22 protein-coding genes and 1 tRNA gene are annotated in these 25983 nt (G+C 39.7%); 5 read left to right on the top strand and 18 right to left on the bottom strand.

All coding sequences use genetic code 11. The features are described from left to right. Positions 1-48 precede the first annotated feature (48 nt). The gene (locus tag DYC50_RS08850) at positions 49-1407 is read left to right on the top strand and encodes a Na+/H+ antiporter family protein (RefSeq protein WP_103852752.1); all 1359 of its coding nucleotides are present in this window, start codon (positions 49-51) and stop codon (positions 1405-1407) included. A 107-nt stretch (positions 1408-1514) separates the two neighbouring features. Further along, complete coding sequence (gene priC / locus DYC50_RS08855; RefSeq protein WP_115249869.1) at positions 1515-2108, top strand: primosomal replication protein PriC; 594 nt, start codon at positions 1515-1517, stop codon at positions 2106-2108. 19 nt (positions 2109-2127) lie between these two features. Here priC and DYC50_RS08860 read toward each other — a convergent pair whose 3' ends face one another. From DYC50_RS08860 to DYC50_RS08875, 4 genes are all read right to left on the bottom strand, one after another. Beyond that, positions 2128-2565 (bottom strand): PPC domain-containing protein, encoded by a 438-nt coding sequence (locus tag DYC50_RS08860; RefSeq protein WP_115249870.1) that lies wholly within the window; start codon positions 2563-2565, stop codon positions 2128-2130. Positions 2566-2651: 86 nt separating this feature from the next. Continuing rightward, positions 2652-2984: a branched-chain amino acid transporter permease gene (locus tag DYC50_RS08865; RefSeq protein WP_115249871.1), complete on the bottom strand. Its 333-nt coding sequence runs from the start codon at positions 2982-2984 to the stop codon at positions 2652-2654. Beyond that, positions 2985-3722, bottom strand: coding sequence for an AzlC family ABC transporter permease (locus DYC50_RS08870; RefSeq protein WP_115249872.1), 738 nt, complete (start codon positions 3720-3722; stop codon positions 2985-2987). After that, the gene (locus DYC50_RS08875) at positions 3715-4644 is read right to left on the bottom strand and encodes a LysR family transcriptional regulator (protein ID WP_115249873.1); all 930 of its coding nucleotides are present in this window, start codon (positions 4642-4644) and stop codon (positions 3715-3717) included. Before DYC50_RS08875 ends, DYC50_RS08870 begins: the two co-directional genes overlap by 8 nt. Before the next feature lie 248 nt (positions 4645-4892). On the opposite strand from DYC50_RS08875, the gene metE reads away from it, so the two are divergent. Next, positions 4893-7166 carry a 5-methyltetrahydropteroyltriglutamate--homocysteine S-methyltransferase gene (gene metE, locus DYC50_RS08880; protein WP_115249874.1) on the top strand — a complete coding sequence of 758 codons (2274 nt, stop codon included), beginning with the start codon at positions 4893-4895 and terminating at the stop codon, positions 7164-7166. Positions 7167-7295: 129 nt separating this feature from the next. Here metE and DYC50_RS08885 read toward each other — a convergent pair whose 3' ends face one another. The 3 genes from DYC50_RS08885 to DYC50_RS08895 form a co-directional block, all read right to left on the bottom strand. After that, a complete protein-coding gene (locus DYC50_RS08885) occupies positions 7296-8531 on the bottom strand; it encodes a Zn-dependent hydrolase (protein WP_115249875.1) in 1236 nt (411 codons plus the stop codon). 4 nt (positions 8532-8535) lie between these two features. Then, on the bottom strand, positions 8536-9804 hold the full coding sequence (locus DYC50_RS08890; RefSeq protein WP_115249876.1) for a M20 family metallo-hydrolase: 1269 nt from the start codon (positions 9802-9804) through the stop codon (positions 8536-8538). 295 nt (positions 9805-10099) lie between these two features. After that, a complete protein-coding gene (locus tag DYC50_RS08895; RefSeq protein ID WP_172459101.1) occupies positions 10100-10663 on the bottom strand; it encodes a YtfJ family protein in 564 nt (187 codons plus the stop codon). Between the two features lie 123 nt (positions 10664-10786). On the opposite strand from DYC50_RS08895, the gene DYC50_RS08900 reads away from it, so the two are divergent. Then, positions 10787-11116, top strand: coding sequence for a zinc ribbon domain-containing protein YjdM (locus DYC50_RS08900; protein WP_115249878.1), 330 nt, complete (start codon positions 10787-10789; stop codon positions 11114-11116). Positions 11117-11187: 71 nt separating this feature from the next. On the opposite strand, the gene truB is transcribed toward DYC50_RS08900, so the two are convergent. From truB to DYC50_RS08940, 8 genes are all read right to left on the bottom strand, one after another. After that, on the bottom strand, positions 11188-12114 hold the full coding sequence (gene truB / locus DYC50_RS08905) for a tRNA pseudouridine(55) synthase TruB (RefSeq protein ID WP_115249879.1): 927 nt from the start codon (positions 12112-12114) through the stop codon (positions 11188-11190). Continuing rightward, complete coding sequence (gene rbfA / locus DYC50_RS08910) at positions 12107-12535, bottom strand: 30S ribosome-binding factor RbfA (protein ID WP_115249880.1); 429 nt, start codon at positions 12533-12535, stop codon at positions 12107-12109. The genes truB and rbfA overlap by 8 nt, the downstream gene beginning before the upstream one ends. A 146-nt stretch (positions 12536-12681) precedes the next feature. Further along, positions 12682-15204, bottom strand: coding sequence for a translation initiation factor IF-2 (infB, locus tag DYC50_RS08915; RefSeq protein WP_115249881.1), 2523 nt, complete (start codon positions 15202-15204; stop codon positions 12682-12684). A gap of 16 nt (positions 15205-15220) precedes the next feature. After that, positions 15221-16708 (bottom strand): transcription termination factor NusA, encoded by a 1488-nt coding sequence (gene nusA, locus DYC50_RS08920; RefSeq protein ID WP_103852568.1) that lies wholly within the window; start codon positions 16706-16708, stop codon positions 15221-15223. Positions 16709-16729: 21 nt separating this feature from the next. Next, positions 16730-17185 (bottom strand): ribosome maturation factor RimP, encoded by a 456-nt coding sequence (rimP, locus tag DYC50_RS08925; RefSeq protein WP_115249882.1) that lies wholly within the window; start codon positions 17183-17185, stop codon positions 16730-16732. A 122-nt stretch (positions 17186-17307) separates the two neighbouring features. Next, positions 17308-17384 (bottom strand) — tRNA-Met (locus DYC50_RS08930). 82 nt (positions 17385-17466) lie between these two features. Next, the gene (locus DYC50_RS08935) at positions 17467-18195 is read right to left on the bottom strand and encodes a BUD32 family EKC/KEOPS complex subunit (RefSeq protein ID WP_423072880.1); all 729 of its coding nucleotides are present in this window, start codon (positions 18193-18195) and stop codon (positions 17467-17469) included. 24 nt (positions 18196-18219) lie between these two features. Continuing rightward, positions 18220-19662, bottom strand: a complete 1443-nt coding sequence (locus DYC50_RS08940; protein ID WP_115249884.1) for an alanine/glycine:cation symporter family protein — start codon at positions 19660-19662, stop codon at positions 18220-18222. 415 nt (positions 19663-20077) lie between these two features. Between DYC50_RS08940 and DYC50_RS08945 the strand changes: the two genes are divergently transcribed. After that, positions 20078-20881 (top strand): gluconate 5-dehydrogenase, encoded by an 804-nt coding sequence (locus tag DYC50_RS08945; RefSeq protein WP_103854843.1) that lies wholly within the window; start codon positions 20078-20080, stop codon positions 20879-20881. 162 nt (positions 20882-21043) lie between these two features. On the opposite strand, the gene DYC50_RS10705 is transcribed toward DYC50_RS08945, so the two are convergent. The 3 genes from DYC50_RS10705 to DYC50_RS08955 form a co-directional block, all read right to left on the bottom strand. After that, positions 21044-22474 carry a hypothetical protein gene (locus DYC50_RS10705; protein WP_218564407.1) on the bottom strand — a complete coding sequence of 477 codons (1431 nt, stop codon included), beginning with the start codon at positions 22472-22474 and terminating at the stop codon, positions 21044-21046. Between the two features lie 188 nt (positions 22475-22662). Continuing rightward, positions 22663-23640 carry a hypothetical protein gene (locus DYC50_RS10710; protein WP_218564408.1) on the bottom strand — a complete coding sequence of 326 codons (978 nt, stop codon included), beginning with the start codon at positions 23638-23640 and terminating at the stop codon, positions 22663-22665. A gap of 30 nt (positions 23641-23670) precedes the next feature. After that, complete coding sequence (locus DYC50_RS08955) at positions 23671-25854, bottom strand: McrB family protein (RefSeq protein WP_115249885.1); 2184 nt, start codon at positions 25852-25854, stop codon at positions 23671-23673. Positions 25855-25983: the final 129 nt, after the last annotated feature.

Raw genomic sequence — 25983 nt, forward strand, 5'->3', positions numbered from 1 at the left:
GGTAATTTTTTTATAAACTTTCTTTTTCTCTTAAATAAGGACAATGCAATGTTACTTTCCAATCCTGTTGTGATTTCTATCATTGTATTGCTTGCGTTAAGTTTATTGCGCATTAACGTGGTGATTGCTTTGATCATTTCCGCGCTAACCGCAGGCTTATGCAGCAATTTAACAATGAGCGAAACCATTCAAACCTTTACGGGTGGCTTAGGCGGCGGCGCTGAAGTGGCGATGAACTACGCTATTTTAGGTGCATTTGCTGTGGCAATTTCTAAATCAGGCATTACCGATTTGCTTGCTTTCAAAGTGATCCAAAAACTCGGCCATTCGCCAAACGGGCTTTCAATGGCGACATTTAAATATTTCATTTTGGCAGTGTTGGTGATTTTCTCTATTTCATCACAAAACTTATTGCCTGTGCATATCGCCTTTATTCCTATTGTGATCCCACCACTGCTCGCCATTTTCAATAAATTGAAAATTGACCGCCGCGCCGTGGCTTGTGTGCTGACATTCGGTTTAACCGCTACTTATATGCTCTTGCCAGTGGGATTCGGAAAAATCTTTATCGAAAGTATTTTGGTAAAAAATATCAACCAAGTGGGCGCGCCGCTCGGCTTACATACCAGCGTTGGCGAAGTTTCCCTTGCAATGATGCTACCGGTGATTGGAATGATTTTAGGTTTACTCACCGCCGTGTTCATCACTTATCGCAAACCAAGAGAATATGCCGTTTCAGACAACAACCTTAGCACGCAAGAAATTGAACAGCATATTGCGAACATCAAACCGTTCCACGTTATCGCCAGCATTGTTGCGATTGTGGTTACTTTCGGTTTACAACTTTTCACTGATTCCACCATTATCGGCGGTTTAGCAGGTTTAATCATTTTCGCTGTTTGTGGCATTTTCAAATTGAAAGAAAGTAACGATATTTTCCAACAAGGCTTACGCCTAATGGCAATGATCGGCTTTGTGATGATTGCTGCATCAGGCTTTGCTGCGGTGATTAACGCCACTGGCGGCGTAACCCAATTAGTGGACACATTCAGCCAAGGCTTAGGCGCAGACAACAAAGGATTAGCCGCATTATTAATGTTAATTGTGGGCTTGTTTATCACAATGGGGATCGGATCCTCTTTCTCTACGGTGCCAATCATCACCTCAATTTATGTGCCACTGTGTTTAACCCTTGGATTTAGCCCATTAGCCACGGTTTCCATCGTAGGCGTGGCCGCCGCACTCGGTGATGCAGGCTCCCCAGCTTCCGACTCCACACTCGGCCCAACATCAGGCTTGAATATGGACGGCAAACACGATCACATTTGGGATTCTGTCGTGCCGACCTTTATTCACTACAACATTCCATTAATTATTTTCGGCTGGTTGGCTGCAATGTATTTATAAGCAATGTTAGATAGAAGATAGACAGAAAAAGGACATCACAAGATGTCCTTTTTTATGCGATAATTTCCGCGCTACCCAATCTCACTAAATCAATATTGAACGGAAAAATGAACAAAACTCAACTCATTCAAGCGTTACGCCAAAAAATTACGCAATGTTATCAGCAATATCCAATGCCTGATACTGAGAAAATTTATGCAAAATTTGACCGCACTTTATTTAGTGAAGATTTCCAGCTATTCAAATTTTATCGCGCCGAATTAGACAACACCCTTGCTCAAATCGCACGTTTGCAAGAAAACGAACAGGCTCAATGTCAATTTTATAGCGAAAAACTGCTTGCCCAATTACAAGCCTTGCTAGATGCCATAAAACAACAGAAATCAAGAAAAACAACGCAGCGTAATCCCACAAAAGCGCCGCTCACCGCTAAGGATAAGCAACAACACGCCATTCATCGCCTGCCACCAAGAGAACGCTTAGAAAAATATTACGAAGCCCTGCAAGCCTTAAATGCAAAAATTGAGCAGCAACAAGATCAGTATTTTCAAGCCCAAGAAGAATTGGAAAAACAACGGCTCCAACAGCTCATCGCACACACCCAACAACGCCGCGCACGTTGTTTGGAAGCCATTGAACTATTAGAACAATACTTAGCATTGCAACAAAAAGAAAAGGCTGATCAGTGTGATCAGCCTTAGCAAGGATAGATAACTACGATTATTTAACCTCAATGGTTAAATCATATTCAGCACTTTTATCCTTTCTTGCTGAGTTACGCGGTTGAGCAACACGCACTTCGTATTCTGTGGTTTCAGGCAAAGTGAATGACTCGCCATAACTATAATCATCATAACCGAATAAGAACGCTTCAGCATCGCCCTTGGTATCTAACGTTAATGTTAATACTTCCCCTTTTTTGCCTGGGAATTTATAAGAGTCAAAATCATACCCTGTAATTTTGCCTTTTACGTGCTGAACAAAGCCAGAAGACTGCGTTGATTTTTCCACCACGGATGGGGCTTTTTGCTCTGCAGTTTGCTCAGTTGCAGGCGCTTGTGCCTTCGCTGATGTAGTAGGTTTAGGATCTGAACAACCTGCTAATAATACAGTTGCACTTGCAAATAAGGTGGTTAAAAATAAATTTGTTTTTTTCATTATCTTCTCCAAGATAAAATCCTTAAGGAAATGTCTATGAATATATTGTCTACACTCAGACAGCAAGAAAAATAAAAAATTCAATGTTAATGCACAAAAACAGCTTGCACTAAAAACATATACAATGCCGTGCCTGCGATCATCGACAAAAACATATTCTTTTTCCAAAAATGTAAGCCTAAAACCACCGCTCCCGCAATAAAATCGGGCGCGCCAAAATAGGCGGTGGAAAAATCAATATTTTTGTAGCAATACACCACCAACATTCCAAACATTGCACCCGGTAACACTTTGCCTAAATAGCGAATATAAGGCGGAACAGGGCGATGTGCAGGAAAGATCACAAAGGGCAAAACACGACAAAGTTGCACCGCTAAGATGGCAATACCAATAGTGATAATCTGTTCAGTTAATGTCATTTAATCCACCTTTTCTAATTTGCTGGTTAATTTTGGCCGCCACAGGCTGAGCGCCACTAAAATACCAATCAGGGTTGGAATTAAAAAGTGATTTTTCCCCACCACCACTAAGCAAAGCAAGGCGATCCCCAAACCTAATAAGGAACTTTCGTGGGATTTTTCTTTCATCCAATTTTCTGCAAAAATCACTAAAAAAAGTGCCATCATCGCAAATTCAATGCCTTTCAAATCGAATGGAATCACATCACCAAAAAGATTGCCTAGCACCGCGCCAATCACCCAATAGCAATGCAAATATAGGCTGACAAAAAGCATATACCAACCTTTGTCTAAGTGCGGTGGAATTTTCGCCATATAATTGAGCGAAAAACTTTCATCTACCAGCGTGCTGATCAAATACCAGCGCTTTTTGCCCAATTTTGAATGATATTTTTCCAGCATAGAAAGACTATAAAAGAGCTGGCGTAAGCTCACCATTAAGGTCAGCAAGAAAATATGCAAAGGCGCGAAAGCCATCACTAATGCCCCTGCAACAATAAATTCGACTGATCCTGCGTAAATTAATGCCGCCATAAAAAAGGGATACCACGCGCCAAAGCCTAGGGCTTTCATATAAAGGCCGTAAGCCACGCCAAGAAAAAGAAAGCCGATCACCATTGGCAGAGAATAAGGAAATGCCGCCTTGGCTGCCGCCCAAATTGGGCTGTTATGTTGTGCTGGTTGGTTACTACTACTCATCTAAAACAGATAATCCCGGTAAGGTAGAAAAACTTTGTGCTTTTACGGTTTGATAAAAATCATCAACAAACGCCACGTCAGCGTCCATTTCACGAAATGCCGCATAAAGATTGCTGTATAGCCCTTGATTGGTAATTTTTTTCGCCACAATATAACCACGATCTAAATAAGGTTTGGCCGCCCAAAATGGCAACGCCGCAATCCCACGTTTGCTCGCCACTAACTGAATAATCGCAATGGTTAATTCACTGGTGCGGCGTGTTGGATTAATGCCTTTCGGATTTAACACTTTTTTCAGCAAATCCAGCATATCATCAGGCACAGGATAGGTAATTAAGGTTTGATCGATAAAATCTTCCGCTTGCCAAATATCTTTATTCGCTAAAGGATGATCTTTGGCACACAAGCCCACCATTTCATAAGAAAACAACGGCTTATGCACAATGCCTGCGGTTTCTTCAATTTCCGAAACCACCGCCCAATCGGCACGATGGCTGAGCAGCAAGCCCACCGTATCCGTATGAAAACCCGATACAATATCCAATTCTACCAACGGCCAATTCTGACGAAAGCTATCCATTGCCGGCATCAGCCAATCAAAACAAGTATGGCACTCCACCGCAATGCGCAACTCACCCGCCTCACCTTGCTTAACTCGCGCCAAATCTCGCTCCGCCTCCACCACTTTCGGCAAAATATCATTCGCCAACTTAATTAACCGCTCCCCCGCCGAAGTAAAACGCAGGGGTTGGCTTTTACGCTCAAATAACGGCAAGCCGTATTGCTCTTCCAACAATTTAATTTGATGAGAAAGAGCCGATTGGGTGAGATACACACGTTTAGCCGCCAAAGAAACACTGCCCGTCTCTTTCAAAGCTAAAAGGGTTTTCAAATGGCGAAGTTCAAGAAATATGGGTTTCATCACAACATTCAGATAAAAAACAAGGGATAAAATTATACACAAAAACCACCGCACTTTGTCTTATAAACTTAAAAGAGCGGTGGTTTTTTGTTGAATTTTTTCCTTTTGTCAGATGTTCTACATTAATTTTATTCATACAAAACGTGAAAATTATGACGTTGCATAATACAGAGCCTTTCGGCATTATTAAACACAAGAAAGACGTTTAGACGTCTATTTGATTAAATCACAAAGACAGGAGTTTGATTATGACAACATTTCACGTTTTAGGTTTTCCTCGCGTTGGTGCAAAACGTGAGCTTAAATTTGCTCAAGAGCGTTATTGGCGTGGGGATATTGCAGAACAAGATTTATTAGACATCGCAAAAGCATTGCGTGAGATCAACTGGAAGCACCAAGCGGCGGCGAAGGCGGATTATGTCGCGGTGGCTGATTTCACCTTCTACGATCATATTTTAGATCTACAAGTGGCAACAGGGGCAATTCCTGCGCGTTTTGGTTTCGACAGCCAAAACTTAACCCTTGACCAATATTTCCAACTGGCGCGTGGGAATAAAGATCAATTCGCCATTGAGATGACAAAATGGTTCGACACCAACTATCACTACCTTGTGCCAGAATTTCACAAAAACACGGAATTTAAAGCCAACCCAGCCCATTATGTGCAACAAATTCGTGAAGCAAAAGCCCTTGGTTTAAATGTGAAACCGACCATTGTTGGCCCATTGACGTTCTTACATTTAGGTAAAGAAAAAGGTGAAGCCTTTGATCGCTTTGAATTATTAAACAAACTCGTGCCTGTTTATGTGGAAATTCTCAATGCGTTAGCGGCAGAAGGGGTGGAATGGATTCAAATTGACGAGCCTGCCCTTGCGGTAGATTTACCTGCTGAGTGGATCGCGGCATATCAAGCGGTTTATGCTGAGCTAAGCGAAAAAGTAAACGCGAAATTGTTACTCGCGACCTATTTTGGCTCTGTGGCAGAACACGCTAACTTATTGAAATCCTTACCAGTGGACGGCTTACACATTGATTTAGTGCGAGCGCCTGAGCAACTGGCTGCCTTTGCCGATTATGACAAAGTGCTTTCAGCTGGTGTGATTGACGGACGCAACGTATGGCGTGCGAATCTCAACCAAGTGCTAGATGTGCTTGAGCCGTTAAAAGCGAAATTGGGCGAGCGTTTATGGATTGCGCCAAGCTGCTCGTTATTGCATAGCCCTTATGATTTATCGGTGGAAGTGCAATTAAAAGAAAATAAACCTGAGCTTTATAACTGGCTGGCGTTTACGCTTCAAAAAGTGCAAGAATTATCGGTAATTAAGACCGCACTTGAGCAAGGCCGTGCTGCCGTTCAAGTAGAATTAGATGCTAGCCAAGCTGCTGCAGATGCACGAGCCAATAGCACTGAAATTCACCGCCCTGAAGTGGCTGAACGTTTAGCTAATTTACCAGCAGGCGCAGATCAACGTAAATCGCCATTTGCTGAGCGTATTGCAAAACAAAATGCGTGGCTAAATTTACCTTTGCTGCCAACCACGAATATTGGTTCATTCCCACAAACTAGCGAAATTCGTCAAGCTCGCGCCCAATTCAAAAAAGGTACGCTGAGCCTTGAAGATTACGAAGCGGCGATGAAAAAAGAAATCGAGTTGGTGGTGCGTGAGCAAGAAAAACTCGACCTTGATGTCCTCGTTCACGGTGAAGCGGAACGTAACGATATGGTGGAATACTTCGGGGAATTATTAGATGGTTTCGCCTTCACCAAATTCGGCTGGGTGCAAAGCTACGGTTCACGTTGCGTTAAGCCGCCAATTATTTACGGTGATGTCGTTCGCCCTGTGCCGATGACGGTTCGTTGGTCGCAATATGCACAAAGCCTAACCAGCAAAGTAATGAAAGGAATGCTCACTGGCCCTGTTACAATTTTACAATGGTCGTTCGTGCGTAACGATATTCCGCGTGCGACCGTGTGTAAACAAATCGGCGTAGCATTGTCTGATGAAGTGTTAGATTTAGAAAAAGCAGGAATTAAAGTGATCCAAATTGACGAACCAGCAATCCGCGAAGGCTTACCGCTTAAGCGTGCAGACTGGGACGCGTATCTCCAATGGGCAGGCGAAGCGTTCCGTTTAAGCTCAATGGGCGTGCAAGATGATACACAAATTCACACCCATATGTGTTATTCCGAATTTAACGACATCTTGCCAGCCATCGCGGCACTGGATGCAGACGTGATCACCATTGAAACTTCACGTTCGGATATGGAATTGTTAAACGCGTTCGCTGATTTCAAATATCCGAACGACATCGGCCCGGGCGTGTACGACATTCATAGCCCACGCGTACCAAAACCAGAGGAAATTGAACATCTGCTACGCAAAGCCTTGAAAGTGGTACCAAAAGAGCGTTTATGGGTAAATCCAGACTGTGGCTTAAAAACTCGCGGCTGGACAGAAACCTTACAACAGCTTCAAGTGATGGTTGATGTGACGAAGAAATTACGCGCTGAACTGGCTTAATAAAAACTAAAAAAATTGAGAAAAAATCACCGCACTTAAGTGCGGTGGTTTTTTTATTATTTGTAGAAATTGGGGGGGATTTGGTAATAAACAAATTGTGTCTTTAGCCTGACTAGCTTTTTTATTACTTTATAAAATCTCTGCTTGCTCAAGCACAACTTTCTGCATCACGTTAATACCAGCTTCAATATCTTTCCAATCCGTAAATTCTAATGGATTATGGCTAATACCATTTTTTGATGGAACAAAAATCATACCTGTTGGGCAAATTGTTGCCATATGCATAGCATCATGCCCTGCACCACTTGGCATAAGCTCGTAACTATAACCCAAGCTTTGAGTCGCATTCGTGATTGAATTAACCATATTTTCTGCTAATACAATCGGCGTGTCTTTTGAAATAACTTGCAACTCAATATTTAATCCGCGTTTTTTACTCACTTGCTCGATCTGATTTTCTAATGCGATAAATACAGATTCTCGAGCTTGTTGGTGAATACCACGAATATCGACTAATAATTCACAATAACCTGGAACAACGTTCATTACACCAGGTTTCGCTGTTAAATTTCCAACGGTAGCAACCGTTGAATGTCCTGCTTGAATTGCAGCTTGTTCTATCGCTAAAGCAAGTTCTGCCCCACCTAATAAAGCATCGTGACGATAATGCATCGCCGTTGCGCCAGAGTGGTCGGCTTGCCCTTTAATTTTAACAATACAACGGATTGGTGCAGCAATGCCTACCACGATACCAATGGTTTTATTTTCATTTTCCAAGCGTGGACCTTGCTCAATATGCAATTCAACAAAACATTTAAATTCATCTCCATTGCGTCTGGCATATTCAATTTTATCGAAATCTAAACCGACTGATGACATTGCTTCCGCTAAACTATGACCTTGTTTATCAAGCAATTTGCTTAAGGTTTCTTTATTAGTTATGCCGCACATTACTTTGCTACCCAAAGTCGCATAATTAAAGCGGCTTGATTCTTCACAAGTAAAAATAATTAACTCAAGCGGATAACGTGTTTTGATATTTTGTTCGCAAGCTTGGAACAGAATTTCAAGACCCGCAATAGCTCCCAATGGGCCATCAAATTTCCCTGCATTAATCACTGTATCAATATGTGAACCAAAACTGACTGCAGGTAAACTATCATTTTCACCTTTGCGACGAATAAATAAATTACCAATTTCATCACGGTGGATTTGTAAATCATAATTTTGGCATAACCCAATGATATAATCATAAGCAGCGTTGTCTTCAGCAGTAAAGGCTAAGCGCGTTAGCTCACCTTCAACACTAGTCATTAGTGCGAGTTTTTCAATTATGGTTTTAACGCGTTGCATATCAATTGTCATATTGTTACCCCAATAAACGTGCTAATAAGTCGCTATAAATATTTACACCAGTTAGGAGTTGATTCTCATCAAAATCAAATTCTGCTTGATGATGCTCTGCCATACGATCAGCCCCAATAATAAAGTAAATGGCTTTACCGCCGTGTTCCTGTACACGTCGTCCTAAAATTGTAGCATCTTCACTGGCATTAAAAGCATATTCTCTATCAACACTATGAATTTCTGGTTGTTGCTGAGCAATTTCACGAACCAATGAAACCAATTCGTCATCATTATTCATATCCACCGCTTCGCCCATAATTTCCGTTTCATAATCAACATCAAAACTCACGGCAATCCCTTTTGCGATCTGCATTACTTGATCAACCATATATTGATTAATCTCTTTATTTTCACCGCGTACTTCAAGTTTTAATTCCGCATCAGATGGAATTACATTTCGCCCAGAACCTGCATTAAACACACCTACATTAATGCGAGTCATACCTGAACCGTGGCGTGCAATGCCTTGTAATTGGGTAACAGCGTGCGCACCAGCTAACAGTGCGTTATGCCCTAAATGTGGTGCAGCACCTGCGTGCGATGGTTTTCCTTTATAACGAATATCAATTTTGGTGGTAGAAAGGAAGTTTTTTGGATTGGCTAGCACTGTGCCTGTGGTCGCACAAAAACTAATATGTGAACTGGCAAAATAATCTGCATCATCAATAATACCACTTGCGGCAATCGCAGCAGCACCACGAACCCCTTCTTCCGCAGGTTGGAACACAAGTTTGATTTTGCCTGTGAGCTTGCCTTTATTTTGCATAATCCAATGAGCCACACCAAGCCCGATACTAATATGTCCATCATGGCCACAAGCGTGCATTTCACCCTCATTGATTGAAGCAAAACCCAGTTGATTTGGACGATGTTCTGGACTATGGCTCTCCTGCACGTCCACACAATCAATATCAAAACGCAAGGCAATAGTTTTTCCTGCTTTGCCAGAATCAAATACTGCGACACAGCCTGTATAACTTTCCATTTTTTCAATCCATTGTGGATTAGCTCCTTGCGACAAAGCACGCTGAATACCTTTTTCTACAATGGCTTTATTACGCCCACGTACGGAATCAAGATCAATAATTTGTGTACCTAGCAAAATTTCAAAGCCGAGCGCAGATAAATAATCGGCAATTTTGCTTGTGGTTAAAAACTCACTCCAGCCCGTTTCAGGCGTACGATGAAACTCCCTGCGCCATGCAATTAACTGTTCTAATGAAATACTCATAAATTCTCCTTAAAAACCAAGCGTACTGTAAAGAATAGCAATGCCTAGAATAAACTATTTCTAGGACAATACGTTTTTATGTCCTGTACAAAATCTGTTGGAATCATTTAGAGTATAACCACTTAGGGTTATCTTAACTATGACTTTAATCACAAAATTGAATGAAATGAGATTTGAAACACAAAAGAAGATTTTGCTTTTAGAGAATTGCGGGATAGGTGCTTTAAGCTCAAATTAACCTGACAAGCACTCATTTTTAATGTCGTGCTGTCAGATTAGGTTGATTTTCTATAAATTATTTTTCCACTAAACGTTTAACTAATTCAATCACTTGCTGAATTTGTGTAGGGGATAATTTACCTTCTTGTACAAATTTTACTTTGCCATTTTTATCTAGCACGACAATCAGGCTTTCTTTTTCTTTTAATTGCCACGCATTTTTTACCGCACTTTTTTCATCAAGCACTACTTGGCTGTGTGGATTTTGTTGTTTTGCGTCTTTTACGCTGCTTCTTACAAAAGCGCCTGTGCCAAATATGGCGTCATCAGCATTGACAATATTAGTAGTTTGGTAAAGTGCGGCATTAAATTTCTGTTTTTTGATTGCGTCCATTAACGGCAAGTTTTTTTCCTTCACCGCACTGCGCCCTGCAATATGTTGTAACACTCGAACCTTGCCTTTTAATTGGCTGGCTTGCCAAGGTTGATAACTAATATCTTGATTCTTCAGGACTAATTCGCCTTTTTGCGAAACGTTTACATTGGGTAAATCGGCATTTAGTTGAATATTATGGGCGTGGCTCACTACGGCAGTGGAAAGTAAGATAGCACCTAAAAGTGCGGTTGTTTTTTTCATTATTTTTTCCTTTTTTATAAAAAAATTGAGTTTACTAAAAATTCCAGAATAAGCAAATATGACCACTGAATTCTGTGCGTTTCTTTGCTATACTTGCGGTTTATTCAATGAAATAAAGGAAATGATATGGAACAACCAATCTGCCCTAAATGCCAAGGGGAATATGTCTATCACGATGGCCTTAATTTCGTTTGCCCTGATTGCGCTTACGAATGGTCTGGTGATGAAGAAAATGAAAGCGAAGAAAAAGTGGTGAAAGACAGTAACGGCAATCCATTGCAAGACGGTGATAGCGTTATTTTGATCAAAGATTTGAAAGTGAAAGGCTCTTCCATCGTGTTGAAAAAAGGCACAAAAGCGAAAAATATCCGTTTAGTTGATGGCGATCACGATGTTGATTGTAAAATTGATGGACAAAGTTTTTCGTTAAAATCTGAGTTTTTGAAAAAAGCTTAAGCCGTAAATTTGATAAGAAAAAAGGCGGAAATTTTCCGCCTATTTTATTTATTCGCTTTCCTTAACACTGATCATAACAAATTCAATGCCACCATTCGGCTTGGTCGGATAACGTTGTTTTTATCCACTTCTGCCACACCAAGAAATTGATTTTCGGCAGAAAACAACCGCACTTGGCCATAAATGCCTTGTGGATTATCAAACTTCACGCGCTGCCCAAAACCAACGGCTCGGCTCTGTTCGGCACTTAATGCCAACGCAGGCAAGGATTTCACTGCACTGTCCATTGGCAGTAAATGTTGATCTAACAGGCTTAAATCTTGCTGTTCGCTTAAGGCTTTGAGATCTTCTAAACTCATCATTGCGTGTTGTGGATAATCAGCCACCGCAAGACGGCGCAACATCGTAACGTGCGCGCCGCAGCCTAGCACTTCGCCTAAGTCATCAATTAACGTGCGAATATAAGTGCCTTTTGAGCAATGCACTTCTAAGGTTAAATAAGGCGCTTGGTAATCAATAAATTTCAGCTCAAAAATAGTAATTGGACGCGCTTCACGCTCCACGGTGATCCCAGCGCGGGCATATTCATAAAGCGGTTTTCCTTGATGTTTTAAGGCTGAAAACATGGTTGGCACTTGCATAATTTCACCACGGAATTGCTCAAGTGCGGTTAAAATTTGCGAAATTTCCGACCGCACTTCTCGGCGCTCAACCACTTGTCCGTCTGCGTCAGAAGTGTCAGTGCGCTCACCCAATTTTGCCGTAACCAAATAACGCTTATCAGAATCTAGCAAATATTGCGAAAACTTGGTGGCTTCACCTAAACAAATGGGCAACATTCCTGTAGCAAGGGGATCTAACGCGCCGGTATGCCCTGCTTTATTTGCCTGAAAAAGCCGTTTTACTTGTTGCATAATTTGGTTAGAACTCGCCCCTTGCGGTTTGTCTAACAAAAAAATGCCGTGAATATGACGGCCTTTATTTTTTGCCTTACTCATTGTTTTCTTTGCTGTTTTCTTTATTGTTTTCGTGGCTTTCTGCATCACCTTGGTAGCGTTTTTCATCATCACGAATCACTTCGCTCACCAAGTTGGACATTTTCATTCCTTCCACTAAGGATTTATCATACACAAAGCGTAACTCTGGCACGATACGCAAACGCATTGCTTTAGCCAGTAAAGAACGAATATAAGGCGAGGCTTTTTCCAGCCCTTTCATTCCGCTTTCAATAACGCTGTCATCTTGATCAAATAAGAAAGTTACGAACACTTTTGCGTAAGCCAAATCGCGCGATACTTCCACATCAGACACGGTAACCATTCCAATACGCGGATCTTTCACTTCGCGTTGCAAAATCACCGCAATTTCTTTTTGTAATTCTTGCGCAACGCGATCTGAGCGTTTAAATTCTCTTGCCATTTTATTTTCCTATAAATAAAAACAGGATAATGATGTGATCGCGCAGCACTTAGCCTGCGGCGAAAATCCTATCCTATTTACATTTGTGTGATTAATTTTTTATTAATAAGGAAAAGTGCGGTCAAAAAACACCGCACTTTTTGCCATTAAATTGAACGTTTAATTTCAACCACTTCAAAGACTTCGATTTGGTCGCCAACTTTGACATCGTTGTAGTTTTTCACACCAATACCACATTCCATACCACTACGCACTTCGGCTACATCATCTTTAAAGCGGCGGAGCGATTCCAATTCGCCTTCAAAGATTACCACGTTGTCGCGTAATACACGGATTGGGTTATTACGTTTCACCACGCCCTCTGTCACCATACAACCTGCAATCGCACCGAATTTCGGATGGCGGAAGACATCACGCACTTCAGCAAGCCCGATAATTTCTTGTTTAAATTCAGGTTGGAGCATACCGCTCATCGCCGCTTTGATCTCGTTAAGTAGTTCATAAATGATTGAATAATAACGTAAATCAATGTTTTCATTTTCAATAATACGGCGTGCTGAAGCATCGGCACGAACGTTAAAGCCTACAATAATGGCGTTAGATGCGGCGGCTAGGGTTGCATCGGTTTCAGTAATTCCACCCACGCCAGAACCGACTACATTCACTTTCACTTCTGGGGTTGAAAGCTCTTGTAAGGCTTGAACGATCGCTTCTACCGAACCTTGAACGTCCGCTTTAACGATAACGTTCAATTCTGCTACATCGCCCTCTGCCATATTGCTAAACATATTTTCAAGTTTCGCTTTTTGCTGACGAGCGAGTTTCACTTCGCGGAATTTACCTTGACGATACAATGCCACTTCGCGGGCTTTTTTCTCATCACGCACCACAGTAGCTTCATCACCCGCTGACGGCACGCCCGATAAGCCTAGCACTTCCACAGGAATTGATGGGCCGGCTTCTGAAATTTCTTTACCGTTTTCATCACGCATTGCACGCACACGACCATATTCAAAGCCACAAAGTACAATGTCACCACGGCGTAATGTGCCTGATTGAACGAGGATTGTTGCCACTGGCCCACGACCTTTATCGAGGTAAGATTCGATCACCACGCCCGTTGCCATTCCATCTTTCACTGCACTGAGTTCTAATACTTCAGATTGCAATAAAATCGCATCAAGCAATTCATCAACGCCCGTTCCTTTTTTCGCTGAAACGTAAACGAACTGCGTATCGCCCCCGAATTTCTCGGCGATCACTTCGTGTTGCAATAATTCTTGCTCTACGCGATCTGGGTTGGCTTCAGGTTTATCAATTTTGTTCACTGCCACCACAATCGGCACACCTGCCGCTTTCGCGTGTTGGATCGCTTCGATAGTTTGTGGCATCACCCCGTCATCAGCGGCAACAACAAGCACTACGATGTCTGTCGCTTTCGCTCCACGCGCACGCATTGAGGTAAAGGCGGCGTGCCCCGGTGTATCTAGGAAGGTGATCATTTTGCCATCGTCTGTTTCAACGTGATACGCACCAATGTGCTGGGTAATCCCACCCGCTTCGCCTGCTGCCACTTTCGCTTTACGAATGTAGTCAAGTAAAGAGGTTTTACCGTGGTCAACGTGTCCCATAATGGTAACCACTGGCGCACGATTTACTTTTTCCGCATTCACATCACGATCGCCTAATACAGATTCTTCTAGCTCATTTTCTTTACGCAGGATCACTTTGTGTCCCATTTCTTCGGCTACAAGCTGTGCGGTTTCTTGGTCGATCACTTGGTTGATGGTGACCATTTCGCCCATTTTCATCATTGTTTTGATGATTTCGGTGGCTTTCACTGCCATTTTGTTGGCTAATTCCGCCACGGTAATGGTTTCACCAATTACCACATCACGGTTTACTGGTGCGGCAGGTTTAGTAAAGCCTTGTTGTAAGCTGCTGCCTTTTTTGCCTTGTTTACCTTTAAAACCTTTTCCGCCTTTAGCATCTTTTTGGTTACGGCGATTGGATTCACGCTCGTTTTTGTTGCTATCGTCTTCGCGTCCGCCTTTTTTCGCTTTGGCTACTTTATTTTTGCCACGTCCACGATTTTCATTACGGCGTTCTTCTTCATCTTCCGCTTCACGCGCATAGCTTGAAGTGAGATGGTAATCTGAATAATCTTCAGAATTTTCATTTTTTTCATCCGCACTTGCAAGATCTGCATAACGTTTTGCTTCTTCTGCGGCTTTGCGTGCTTGCTCTTCCGCTTTTTGACGAGCTAATTCATCAGCTTTACGGCGTAACTCAGCTTCTTCCGCTTTCAAGCGTTCTTTTTCTTCATCAACCGCTTTGTTGGCAGTTTCTTTTGCTGATTTTTCTGCTTTTTCTTTCGCTTTTTGTTCAGCTTGACGTTTTGCCTGTTCAGCTTTTTCCGCGTCTTTTTTCGCTTTTTCTGCGGCTGCTTTTTCTTCTGCCGCTTTCTTTTCCGCTTCTTGTTTTGCTTTTAAGCGTGCTTCTTCTTCCGCACGGATAGCAGCTTCCGTTGGCACAGTACGTTTTTTACGCACTTCCACTTGTACAGTTTTGTTTTTACCTGTACTGGTTGTGGTGCTTGCCGTGGTTTTCGTACGGCGCTGTATGCTTAATTTTTTCGGTACATCCGATTTTTTTACTTCATCTACCATAATTTTACACCCCTTTTTATTCTTCGCTGAACCAACAAATGTTGCGTGCTGCCATAATTAAATCCGCTGCCTGCTCAGCGCTTAATTCTTCAATATCGGCTAAATCATCAACACCTTGCTCCGCTAATTCTTCTAAGGTGGTGATTTGTTTTTCTGCAAGTTTGAACGCAAGATGACGGTTCATTCCTTCAAGATTGAGTAGCTTGTCTTCAATATGCGCTTGTTTTAACGCTTCTTCTTCCGCTAATGCGGCGGCTGTTAGTGCATCTTTCGCGCGGGTTTGCAACTCTTCCACTAAATCTTCATCTTCTAAACCATCAATCGCGGTTAATTCGCTCACTGGCACATAAGCTAATTCTTCTAAATTAGTGAAGCCCTCTTCAACCAGAATTTGCGCGAATTCTTCGTCAATTTCTAAGGCGTTCATAAAGAGTTTCAACACTTTGTTATCTTCAGCTTGATGTTTTTCATTTAGCTCTTCTGTGGTCATTACATTTAACGCCCAACCTGTAAGCTGTTTGGCTAAACGTACGTTTTGACCATTGCGTCCGATGGCTTGTGGTAAGTTTTCTGCTTCAACGGCAATATCCATAGAATGGTTATCTTCATCAACCACGATAGACGTTACATCGGCTGGTGCCATTGCGTTAATCACAAATTGTGCAGGATTGTCGTCCCACAATACGATGTCCACACGCTCACCACCTAATTCATTGGTGATGGCTTGCACACGCGCGCCACGCATACCCACGCAAGCACCCACTGGATCAATACGTTTATCATTGCTTTTCACAGCAATTTTGGCACGCGAACCTGGGTCACGCGCTGCACCTTTAATTTCAATTAGCTCTTCACCAATTTCTGGCACTTCAATACGGAAAAGCTCAATGATCATTTCAGGTTTTGCACGGGTAACAAAAAGCTGTGCGCCTTTGCTTTCTGGGCTAACGCGATATAACACGCCACGCACACGATCACCAGGGCGGAAATTCTCGCGCGGTAACATATCTTCACGCAAAATCACCGCTTCCGCTTGCTGACCTAAATCTAAAATAATATTTTCACGGTTTACTTTTTTCACCGTTCCCGTAACAATTTCGCCCTCATTAGAGCGGAATTGCTCAACGATTTTATTACGCTCCGCTTCACGGATTTTGCTGCTGATCACTTGGCGTGCGGTTTGCATTGTAATACGGTCAAAGGCCACCGATTCGATTTGATCTTCCACATAATCGCCCACTTGCACATTTGGATCTTCAAATTGTGCCGCTTCAAGGGTGATTTCTTTTGTTGGGTTAGTCACTTCGTCCACCACTAACCAACGGCGGAAAGTGTCAAATTCACCAGTTTTTGGATCGATCACCACACGCACATCAATTTCTTGCTCGTATTTCTTTTTAGTAGAAAGGGCAATGGCACTTTCTAGTGCTTCAAAAATCTTTTCGCGTGGTAATAATTTTTCATTTGATACGGCTTCTGCCGCCAATAAAATCTCTTTACTCATTTTTATTCTTCCTATCTAAAATTAAAATTTTGCTACCACATTGGCTTTTTGAATGTTGCCAAATACCAATACTTGCGGTTGCCCATCTACGAGCAAGGTGATCATATCATTTTCAATTTTTTCCAATTTACCTTGCCATTTACGGCGTTCCAACACAGGAATACGCAAATGCACCACAATTTCTTCGCCAATATAGCGTTGATATTGTTCAAGGGTAAATAATGGACGATCTACGCCCGGTGAGGACACTTCAAGGTTATATTTATCCGCAATCGGATCTTCCACATCTAAAATGGCGCTAACTTGACGGCTTACATCTGCACAGTCATCAACACTCACGCCACCTTCTTTATCAATATAAATACGCACGGTTAAAAAACGGCCTGCGCGCTGACATTCAATACCCCAAAGTTCGCAGCCTAAATCTTCGATAGAACCTTTTAATAAATCTGATAATTTCTCTTCTAAAGTTGCCAAAACAACCTCCTTAATCAAACTCAGGACGTAAAAAAAGGGCTAATCAGCCCAGTTCTACATCTAAATTGCTCGTACAAAAAAACCCCAAAATTGGGGTTCTTTCTACTGAACTTGTTATGAATTGGTTGCGGGGGCTGGATTTGAACCAACGACCTTCGGGTTATGAGCCCGACGAGCTACCAAGCTGCTCCACCCCGCGTCCGAAATATGTGGCGTATTATACGCATAGAAAAACAAATAGCAAGGCTTTATCAAAAAAACTTACAAAAAAAGCACCGCACTTATTTGTTTGGCGTGTTTTCAAACAAGCGATAAATGGCGATTAAATCCATTCTTGCAATGGGTTTGAAAGGCAATAATAAATAATATAACCAACGGTTTTTAGCAATAAAGGATTGTGTTTGTTGCCAAATTTCTGGCTCACAATATTGCTGATATTTTTCTACCGTTAAACGCATTTGCTCATCAGAAATGCAATCGGAACGCCCAAGACTATGAATAAAAATCAAGCTATCCCGTACCTTTTGCCAATTTAGCTTGGCGTGATTAGAACGGGATTCAAAATCAATAAATTGCACCTTGCCATCGTGCCACGCCATATCACGTAGCGCTGGGCGGCCGTGAACTAAGCCTTTTTTATGCAGATCCGTTAAGGCCTTTGCGCCGTCCGCTAAAATTGCCAATTTTTCATCAGAACTGAGATCAGGCTTATCCACCCAATAACTGATGGTTTTACCTGCATCTTTTAGCACTAAAAAATCTTCGCCAAATGCCATTAATTGTGGCACAGGGGCATTTTTTTCGGCTAAAAATTGTAAGGTTTTCAATTCATTTTGAAAGGCCTTCTGCGGTTGCGGTTTGAGTAAACGCCACACGCCTTTGAGTTGTTCAGGTTGTTTGAGCCAATAGCGCTGATTGTCATAATCAAAGCTCACAATTCGCTCGCCTTTGTGCTGTTTAAGCAAGGCTTGCACCTTTTCTTGAAATTCACTATTTTGTGCCGACATCAAACAACCTCATTTCTACTCAAATCATTATTTCCAAACATCAGGATTCACGCCACGCTTAAGTAGCTCTGGATGTTCTTCAATTTTAAATTCTGGCTCACGAATACCAGCTTTAATTTGGCGTTGATAATCTTTTAATAACGTCCACACAATCGGTGAAAGTAATACAATAGACACCAAGTTAATTAGCGCCATCACCGCCATTACGGTATCAGCAAAGTTCCACACCACATTGCCTGAATTTACCGCGCCGAAGTACACGAAAAACAGCACCACTAAGCGGAAAATAAACACCACCACAGGGCGATTTTTCAAGAAGCGGATATTGCTTTCTGCGTAGGCATAGTTACCAATGATAGAAGAAAATGCAAATAACAATAAGATGAACGCAAGGAAATGCAAGCCAAACTCACCAACGTGGTATTGTAGCGCATTTTGCGTCAGGGAAATGCTTTTCAGCGTTTCGCCGCCGTAGTTGTCTGATAGCAAAATGATGATAGCCGTACAAGAACACACAATAATGGTATCCACAAACACGCCAAGCATTTGGATTAAACCTTGGCTTACTGGGTGCTTAACATCTGCTGAAGCCGCAGCATTTGGCGCAGAACCCATACCCGCTTCATTCGAGAATAAACCACGCTTAATCCCCATTAGCATTGCTTTAGAGAAAATCGCCCCGAACATACCGCCAGCCATTGCGTCAAAAGAGAACGCGCTATGGATAATATTGCTGATGACGGTTGGAATCATTTCAATGTTCATTCCCATAATGATCGCTGCCATAATTAAATAAAACAACGCCATTGTTGGCACAACTTTAGCGGAAACTTTACCAATACGCTTCACGCCACCGAAAATAATCAAGGCGGTTAAAATCACCAACCCCATTCCCACATAACTTGGATTCCATTTCCACGCATTGCCTGTTGCCTCAACAATCGCATTGGATTGCACCGCATTGAAAGCAAAACCAAAGGTAAAGATTAACGCAATAGCAAAGCAGGCCGCCAACCAGCGAGATTTTAAGCCTTGCACAATATAATAAGCGGGGCCACCACGGCTCACGCCATCTTTATCTTTTAATTTATATAATTGAGCAAGCGAAGATTCCGCTACCGCACTGGACATTCCGATCAACGCCGTAACCCACATCCAGAACACCGCGCCTTCACCACCAATGGCAATCGCTGTGGCTACCCCACCAATATTGCCCACGCCCACACGGCTGGCTAAGCCTGTCGCAAAGGCTTGGAATGGCGTTAAAGAATCCCCCGTAGAGGCACGCCCAAACCACATCTCACGCAAACTTTGTGGAAATAAGCGTAACTGCACTAATCCTGTGGTGAGCGTAAAGAAAATACCCACGCCTAATAAGGTGATGACAGTAATATCCCAAAGTGGGCCATCAAATGTTTCCACAAACCACGTTAGGGCCTGCTCCACATTGTTGATAATTTGCTCAATCATAAACTTCTCCTCATAATGAAAGGCTGCATTCTAATGGATTTTATATAAATAGAGAACAATTAGGATAAAAAAGAAAATAAAAAATCAAGAAAGCACAAATTCTTAAAAATTTTTCAAAAAATCACCGCACTTTATTGAACAATATTTTATTGAATGACTAAAAAGAGTGAGAACAGATTAAGCCTAGCATAAAGAAAAAAAGTGAAACTGTTGATTATTTGTTCACTTATTTTTACTAAAACTCCATAAGGCGTAAAAAATTCTATGCAATTCGCAAAAATGTGAGCTACATCACATTCTATTTTTCATAATCCGCTATAATAAAATTGAAATCACGGTTTAATAATTTTAAAATTAGTTTACCTGAATGATAAATTTCAATGACAACCTAATTTAACGAGTTTAAGGAGCAACTATGTCAAACATTTTAGATCAATTCTCATTAAAAGGTAAAATCGCCTTAGTAACAGGCGCATCATACGGTATCGGCTTTGCCATCGCTTCCGCATTAAGCCAAGCAGGGGCAAAAATCGTATTCAACGATGTAAATGAAGAAAACTTGAAAAAAGGCCTTGCCGCTTATAAAGAAGCAGGCATTGATGCGCACGGTTATTTATTTGATGTAACAGATGAAAACGCAGTAAAAGAACACGTTGCGAAAATTGAAAACGAAGTGGGCGTGATTGACATTTTGGTAAACAACGCAGGTATCATTCAACGTATCCCTATGTTAGAAACCACCGCTGCAGACTATCGTAAAATTATCGACATCGATTTAACTGGCCCGTTCATTATGTCAAAAGCCGTATTACCTTCAATGATCAAAAAAGGACACGGTAAAATCATCAACATCTGCTCAATGATGAGTGAATTAGGTCGTGAAACTGTGGTTGGTTACGCTTCTGCAAAAGGTGGCTTAAAAATGCTAACCAAAAACATCTGTTCCGAATTTGGTGAAGCGAACATTCAATGTAATGGTATCGGCCCAGGTTACATCGCTACCCCGCAAACCGCACCATTACGCGAAAGACAACCAGACGGCTCACGCCACCCATTCGATCAATTCATCATCGCCAAAACCCCTGCCGCTCGCTGGGGAACCCCAGAAGATCTCGCAGGCGCTGCAGTGTTCTTATCTTCTGACGCCTCAAACTTCATCAACGGTCATATTCTATACGTTGATGGCGGTATCTTGGCGTATATTGGTAAACAGCCGTAAGCACAAACGTTGTTTTGGTTTAAGTGAGAATGTAGAAGATCTTGGGATCTTCTACGTTTTTTATGTTTGTTCAATTAAACTCAATACTTTAGATTATTATCGTAAATACAATCGTTAAGCATAGTAGATTAGTAATTTTTTACTACTATATTAAATTTTTTTTTACCAGATTCCCCATTCCCCACAATGAGGACATTTAATATTGAAAGGTTCAATCATTCTAGCTGCATGATAAGACCAATAGAAACCATTTTTAATAAGACGCTTATGATCATAATAACAATGATTATAGACCTGCCACTGCTCACATTCACAGCATTTTAACCATACTGATTTCGATGTTCGCTCTACAGGGAGACCTCTTTTATAATATTCTTTTTGTTTATCTATTATTTGATATTGACTTGAACCACATCGGATACAGATAGGTACAGCTAATGTACGATCATTTGATTTATCTGAAGTGCAATTTGGCTCTAATAAATACTGCAAGAACATTCCAATTAATCGCTGTAATTCATCACGATAAATAACTCTATCAATAGGACTAAAAAATACAGCTCCCTTATGGTGTGCTGGCTCAACCCCTAACTCTCCCAAAAAGCTATATTTTCCCCAAGGCTGAGCACTTATTCTTTCTTGTTGACCAATCAACTTGTCACACGGATGAATTAAAAAAACAGGGTTTTTTCCATCCTCACTATAATTTTTTCCTTCATATAAGCTATTAATTGTTTCGAGCATTCCTCCCTTCGCTGTAAAAGTAGATTTATCGTAAAATTTTGCATCTAAAATAAAACGTTTAGTTATTGCATTCTCATTATTTGAATCAGACTCAATAAACCAAGTAAGATCTATTGTAAAATCGGGACGCTTACCATTAGGTAACTCTTTTTCATAAGTCAGAATAATATTGCGTTTAGCCAATTTATTTTCCAAATAAATTTCAATATTTTTATCATTACTTTTTATTGCGTGTAATAATCTATATTTCCAATCTTTTTGAGGAATAAATCGGAAATTATTTTTTAGTAAAAATATAAGCTGAATTAAAATTAAACGCTCATAAAGTATTGGCATATTAATAATACCAATATTATCAACTTCTTCTAAATCATCTAATAAATACTCATCTTGTAAATTTGTCTCTTCACGAATAATTTTATAGTTATTATGCACGCTTTGGTAATGAGGATTTTGTACAAATGTCATTGAATTAGGGAAATAAGAAGATGCTTGAATATTCAACGCCTTTAGTCTCTGCACTATTTTTTTCAGAAAGTGTAACTTAGGTTCAATTTTTTGATAAAAATGCTCATAAGCTTGCTGATTTTTTTGGTAAAAGTGAATACGATTTTTTATAGTTATTTTTTCTCTATTTTGCTCTAGTTTTTCTTTTGCTGTTAATGGTTTTAACCAATTATTCTGACTTAGCTTTATTCCATCTTCTCGTTCTTTATAAAATGCTTTCTTTGCTTTCTTTCTCTTATCTATATCCAACAACTCAATCTCTTGAATACTACGTAAACGAAATATTTTTATTTTTTCCGTATTATTCGGTTTTTGATAACAGCAAGACAATTTAATTTCCATACTAGATTCTAAGATATCAAAAAGAATTTCAAAACCACTCAGATCGAGTATATAACCTTTCTCTATCCAGCATTCACCATCCCTATAAGAAACAAAGAAACTGCTTTTATGATGTTTACATCTTGTTTTGATTCTTAAATGTAAATATCTATCTTCTCTACTAGATTGAAAGTCAATATTACATTCTTTTACTTTTTGTGAAAACTTTTCTTTCCAATAATAAAGATCTTTTTCTTTTTTAGTTTTTCTAAATCCGCTACAACCATATCCCTATCAATTTTAGTATAATCACTAAAACTATTGTATTGATTTTCCAGATTTTCAATTGTCTTCTGATAACGCCGGTTCTTATTATTAGCAACTATACTGAGCTGTTTAAAAATACGTAAGCAACGCTGAAGAATAAATAAAATATAACGATTCTCAGCAACATTGTAGGAAGGATAAGTTGCTCTACTTGTAAGTAAACGTTGATTAGTCTTTATGGCTAATTCCATAAATGTTCTATTAACTGGTTTCACTGATTTTTTAGGTTTCAAAGCTTGAACTTCACGAAGCTCAACTTTTGGTTTTTCTAAAATTTTCTGAGCATGATAAATCAAATTCCCAATGCATTCTAATATACGCTCATTGATGATGCTAAATTCTCTTGGCTTTATCGCTAATTGTGCATCTGAACTTTCATCTAATATTAATTCCCATAGATCATCTTTAAATGTGCGTAAATAATCCTCTAGTGATGCTAAAGAAAAATCTGAACCATTAATTACAAGTTCACATACTATTCCTTGCAAAACAAAATTAATTTTTCCTACAATATTTGGTGCAATCCCAAGCCATTGCTTATATTCTGAATCCCATTCATCTTTAACTATCCACCATATAACACCTGTATTAGGGGCTATAATAGGATGTAAATATTTTTGAAAACCATTCGGCATATTAATATACGGTGGGGATGTATCTGCATTATTAAAAAATCTAACCGCCAATCCCCCCCTATGAACTCCTTCTATTTTAGGGTAAATGGTAGTTTCTGCAGAAAAAGTCCCTGATACTTGATCATATTCAATATCTAAAGCAACCAAAGATTCAGTGATACTAGTTACTGTATCACAGTCATACCAATTAAGCTGTAGATATTTGAATTCAAAAAATGGTTTCATTTCTATAACCTAAATAGAAAACACAGAGCATCAGGACCAAAAATTAACAATACCATCATTCGCTTTCGCATTACGTACCAAATTCTCAAGAGAATACACTGCAGAAAAGACCTCGTCATAATCTTCATAAGAAGGTAAGTATTGCTTGATACGTTCAATAAAAACACTTTCAATTAATTCAAGTTTTGTTTGCGTGCCTGAAGATTTATTACCGTCAAAAGTAAATTTAGGCCAAACCTTATGTAATAAAAAGTTATTAATAGCCAGATTATAATCTGCATTAACATCTTTAAATAATGATACGTAATTAAGCCCCTGCCGAATAGTACGCATACCAAATTCAATACCTAATTTATGAAAAAATTCTTTATTAAGTTCTGTGAATAATTTACAAAATGGATTAGCTCGATCAAAATTTGGATAATTAGTTCTTTTACCTAGAGCTTCAATATCAAAAATCAGTGGTTCTAAAACATTTTCAAATGGATAATCTTCAACCTCTTGCAAAATACTATCCCAATCACTTAACAAAGGGGACTCAAATCTCATAATATGAGCTCGATCTAAAATTTTAGGTGACAAATAATGCGTTGTTTCGTCAATATTAATAGCTCCGATAATATGTACATTAGCAGGCATTTTTATCGTAGATGGCATACTCATTACTGCTGATAACATACGGCGGATTTCACTGTGGTATTTGATGAGAGAATCTTTATCACTAAATCCAAAAGATAATCGTAATTGGCTATTTAGTTGCTCGTCTTTTAGCAATTCAATAAAATTAATAACACCATCTTGATTATATTTCTCTTTAGCTGATTGAATAATATCTACAACTGCTTTTAGTTCAGAAAGGACATGAGAAGATTCATCTGTGGTGTATAAGACAATCTCTGGTTCGTCATCACGAGTCTCTAATAATGATAAAAAATCTGCAAAATAATATTCCACTCGAGCCAAATTCATTTCATCTAAACAAATAAAATAAGGAATATCGGGGTTTTGTTTAGCTTCAAGTAAAGCTTCTAAAAAAGGAGTTGATAAGTATTTCTTTTCTAAAGGGTTATAATAACCCAATAAATCTTCAGAGCTTGTCCAATTTGGTTTTACAGGAACAATTATCGCTTTACCACCTACAGCTTTAGCAAAAGACTTCACAAGATTAGTTTTTCCCGAACCTGAATCACCCGCCAAAATAATTAAATCTTTGGTTCGCAATAAAGTAAGATAATTTTCAATAATATGACGAGGATATAAAATATTATTTCTAACTAGATGAGCCTGAATATAACGCACTGCCTGCTGATAGTCTCCATTCAACTCAGATACAAAAGAAATTCCATTTACTGGTTGCAACCTTGACTGAGTTTCTTTTACATAGGAATCCAAGTCTTCTTCATCAATAAACTCAAAAGTCCTGAGAAAAGTAGCTTTATCTTCTATATAGCTTTTAAGGCGTTTAATTTTATTATTCATATCAATTTCCACTTGATTATATCGTTTAATAAGATTATCAATAGCTTGCTGTTTAAATAACTCATCTTGTTGTAACTTTTGATTATTAGCTTCTAAAGCAGATTTTTGACTCTGTAGATGATTAATTTCCCCCATAATGTTTTCTCTATGACGTATATTCTCTTGTACTTTTTCTTCAATTATTGATAATTTCTGGTTAACTTTATCAGTTTCTATCAATAATTTTTTATCTATGATTTCCTTTGCTTGTTTAAAATAAAAATCGTAAATAGCCTTTGAAATTAATACTTGAACATCGTCTTCTGAAGATGCATGGGAAATCATATCATAAGAAAGGGTCTTTGGTAACTCAGAGAGTGGCTCCGCAGTACCCGGTTTAACATTCAATTCAAAAGGATTATTATGCTTAATACGTTCAGCTTTTGGAGATATATCCAATTGACAACGAATAAATCTTATTCCTTTTTTTGACCCAATAGTAGAAATATCTTTTGGACCAATAAAAAAACTACATGGATGTTCTACTTCTCCTTTTAGAGGATAATAAAGTCTTTCTCCTGTTTTAATTAGTCTGGGATTTCGTAAAAAGGCAAAGCCCGCATCTTTTAAAGGGGGCAATTCAGCATAAATCTCAAATTTATTATCTTCAAGCCCCCAAGAACTAGCTAAGATAGCTAAAAGCTCTTCATCAGACTTATCAGTTAATTCTTCTCTACTATAAATAATCTCATTCATATTAGCTTATTAATCAATAAAAATATAACCATTTGCCCCACCTATAATATATTACTATATTAATACATCTTGTAATAAAAAAATCTAATGATATTAATACTAGTTTGTATAAATTTACTAAAAGTTTAG

Source organism: Avibacterium avium, from assembly GCF_900454535.1.
In the GTDB taxonomy this organism is placed as follows: Bacteria; Pseudomonadota; Gammaproteobacteria; order Enterobacterales; family Pasteurellaceae; genus Avibacterium; species Avibacterium avium.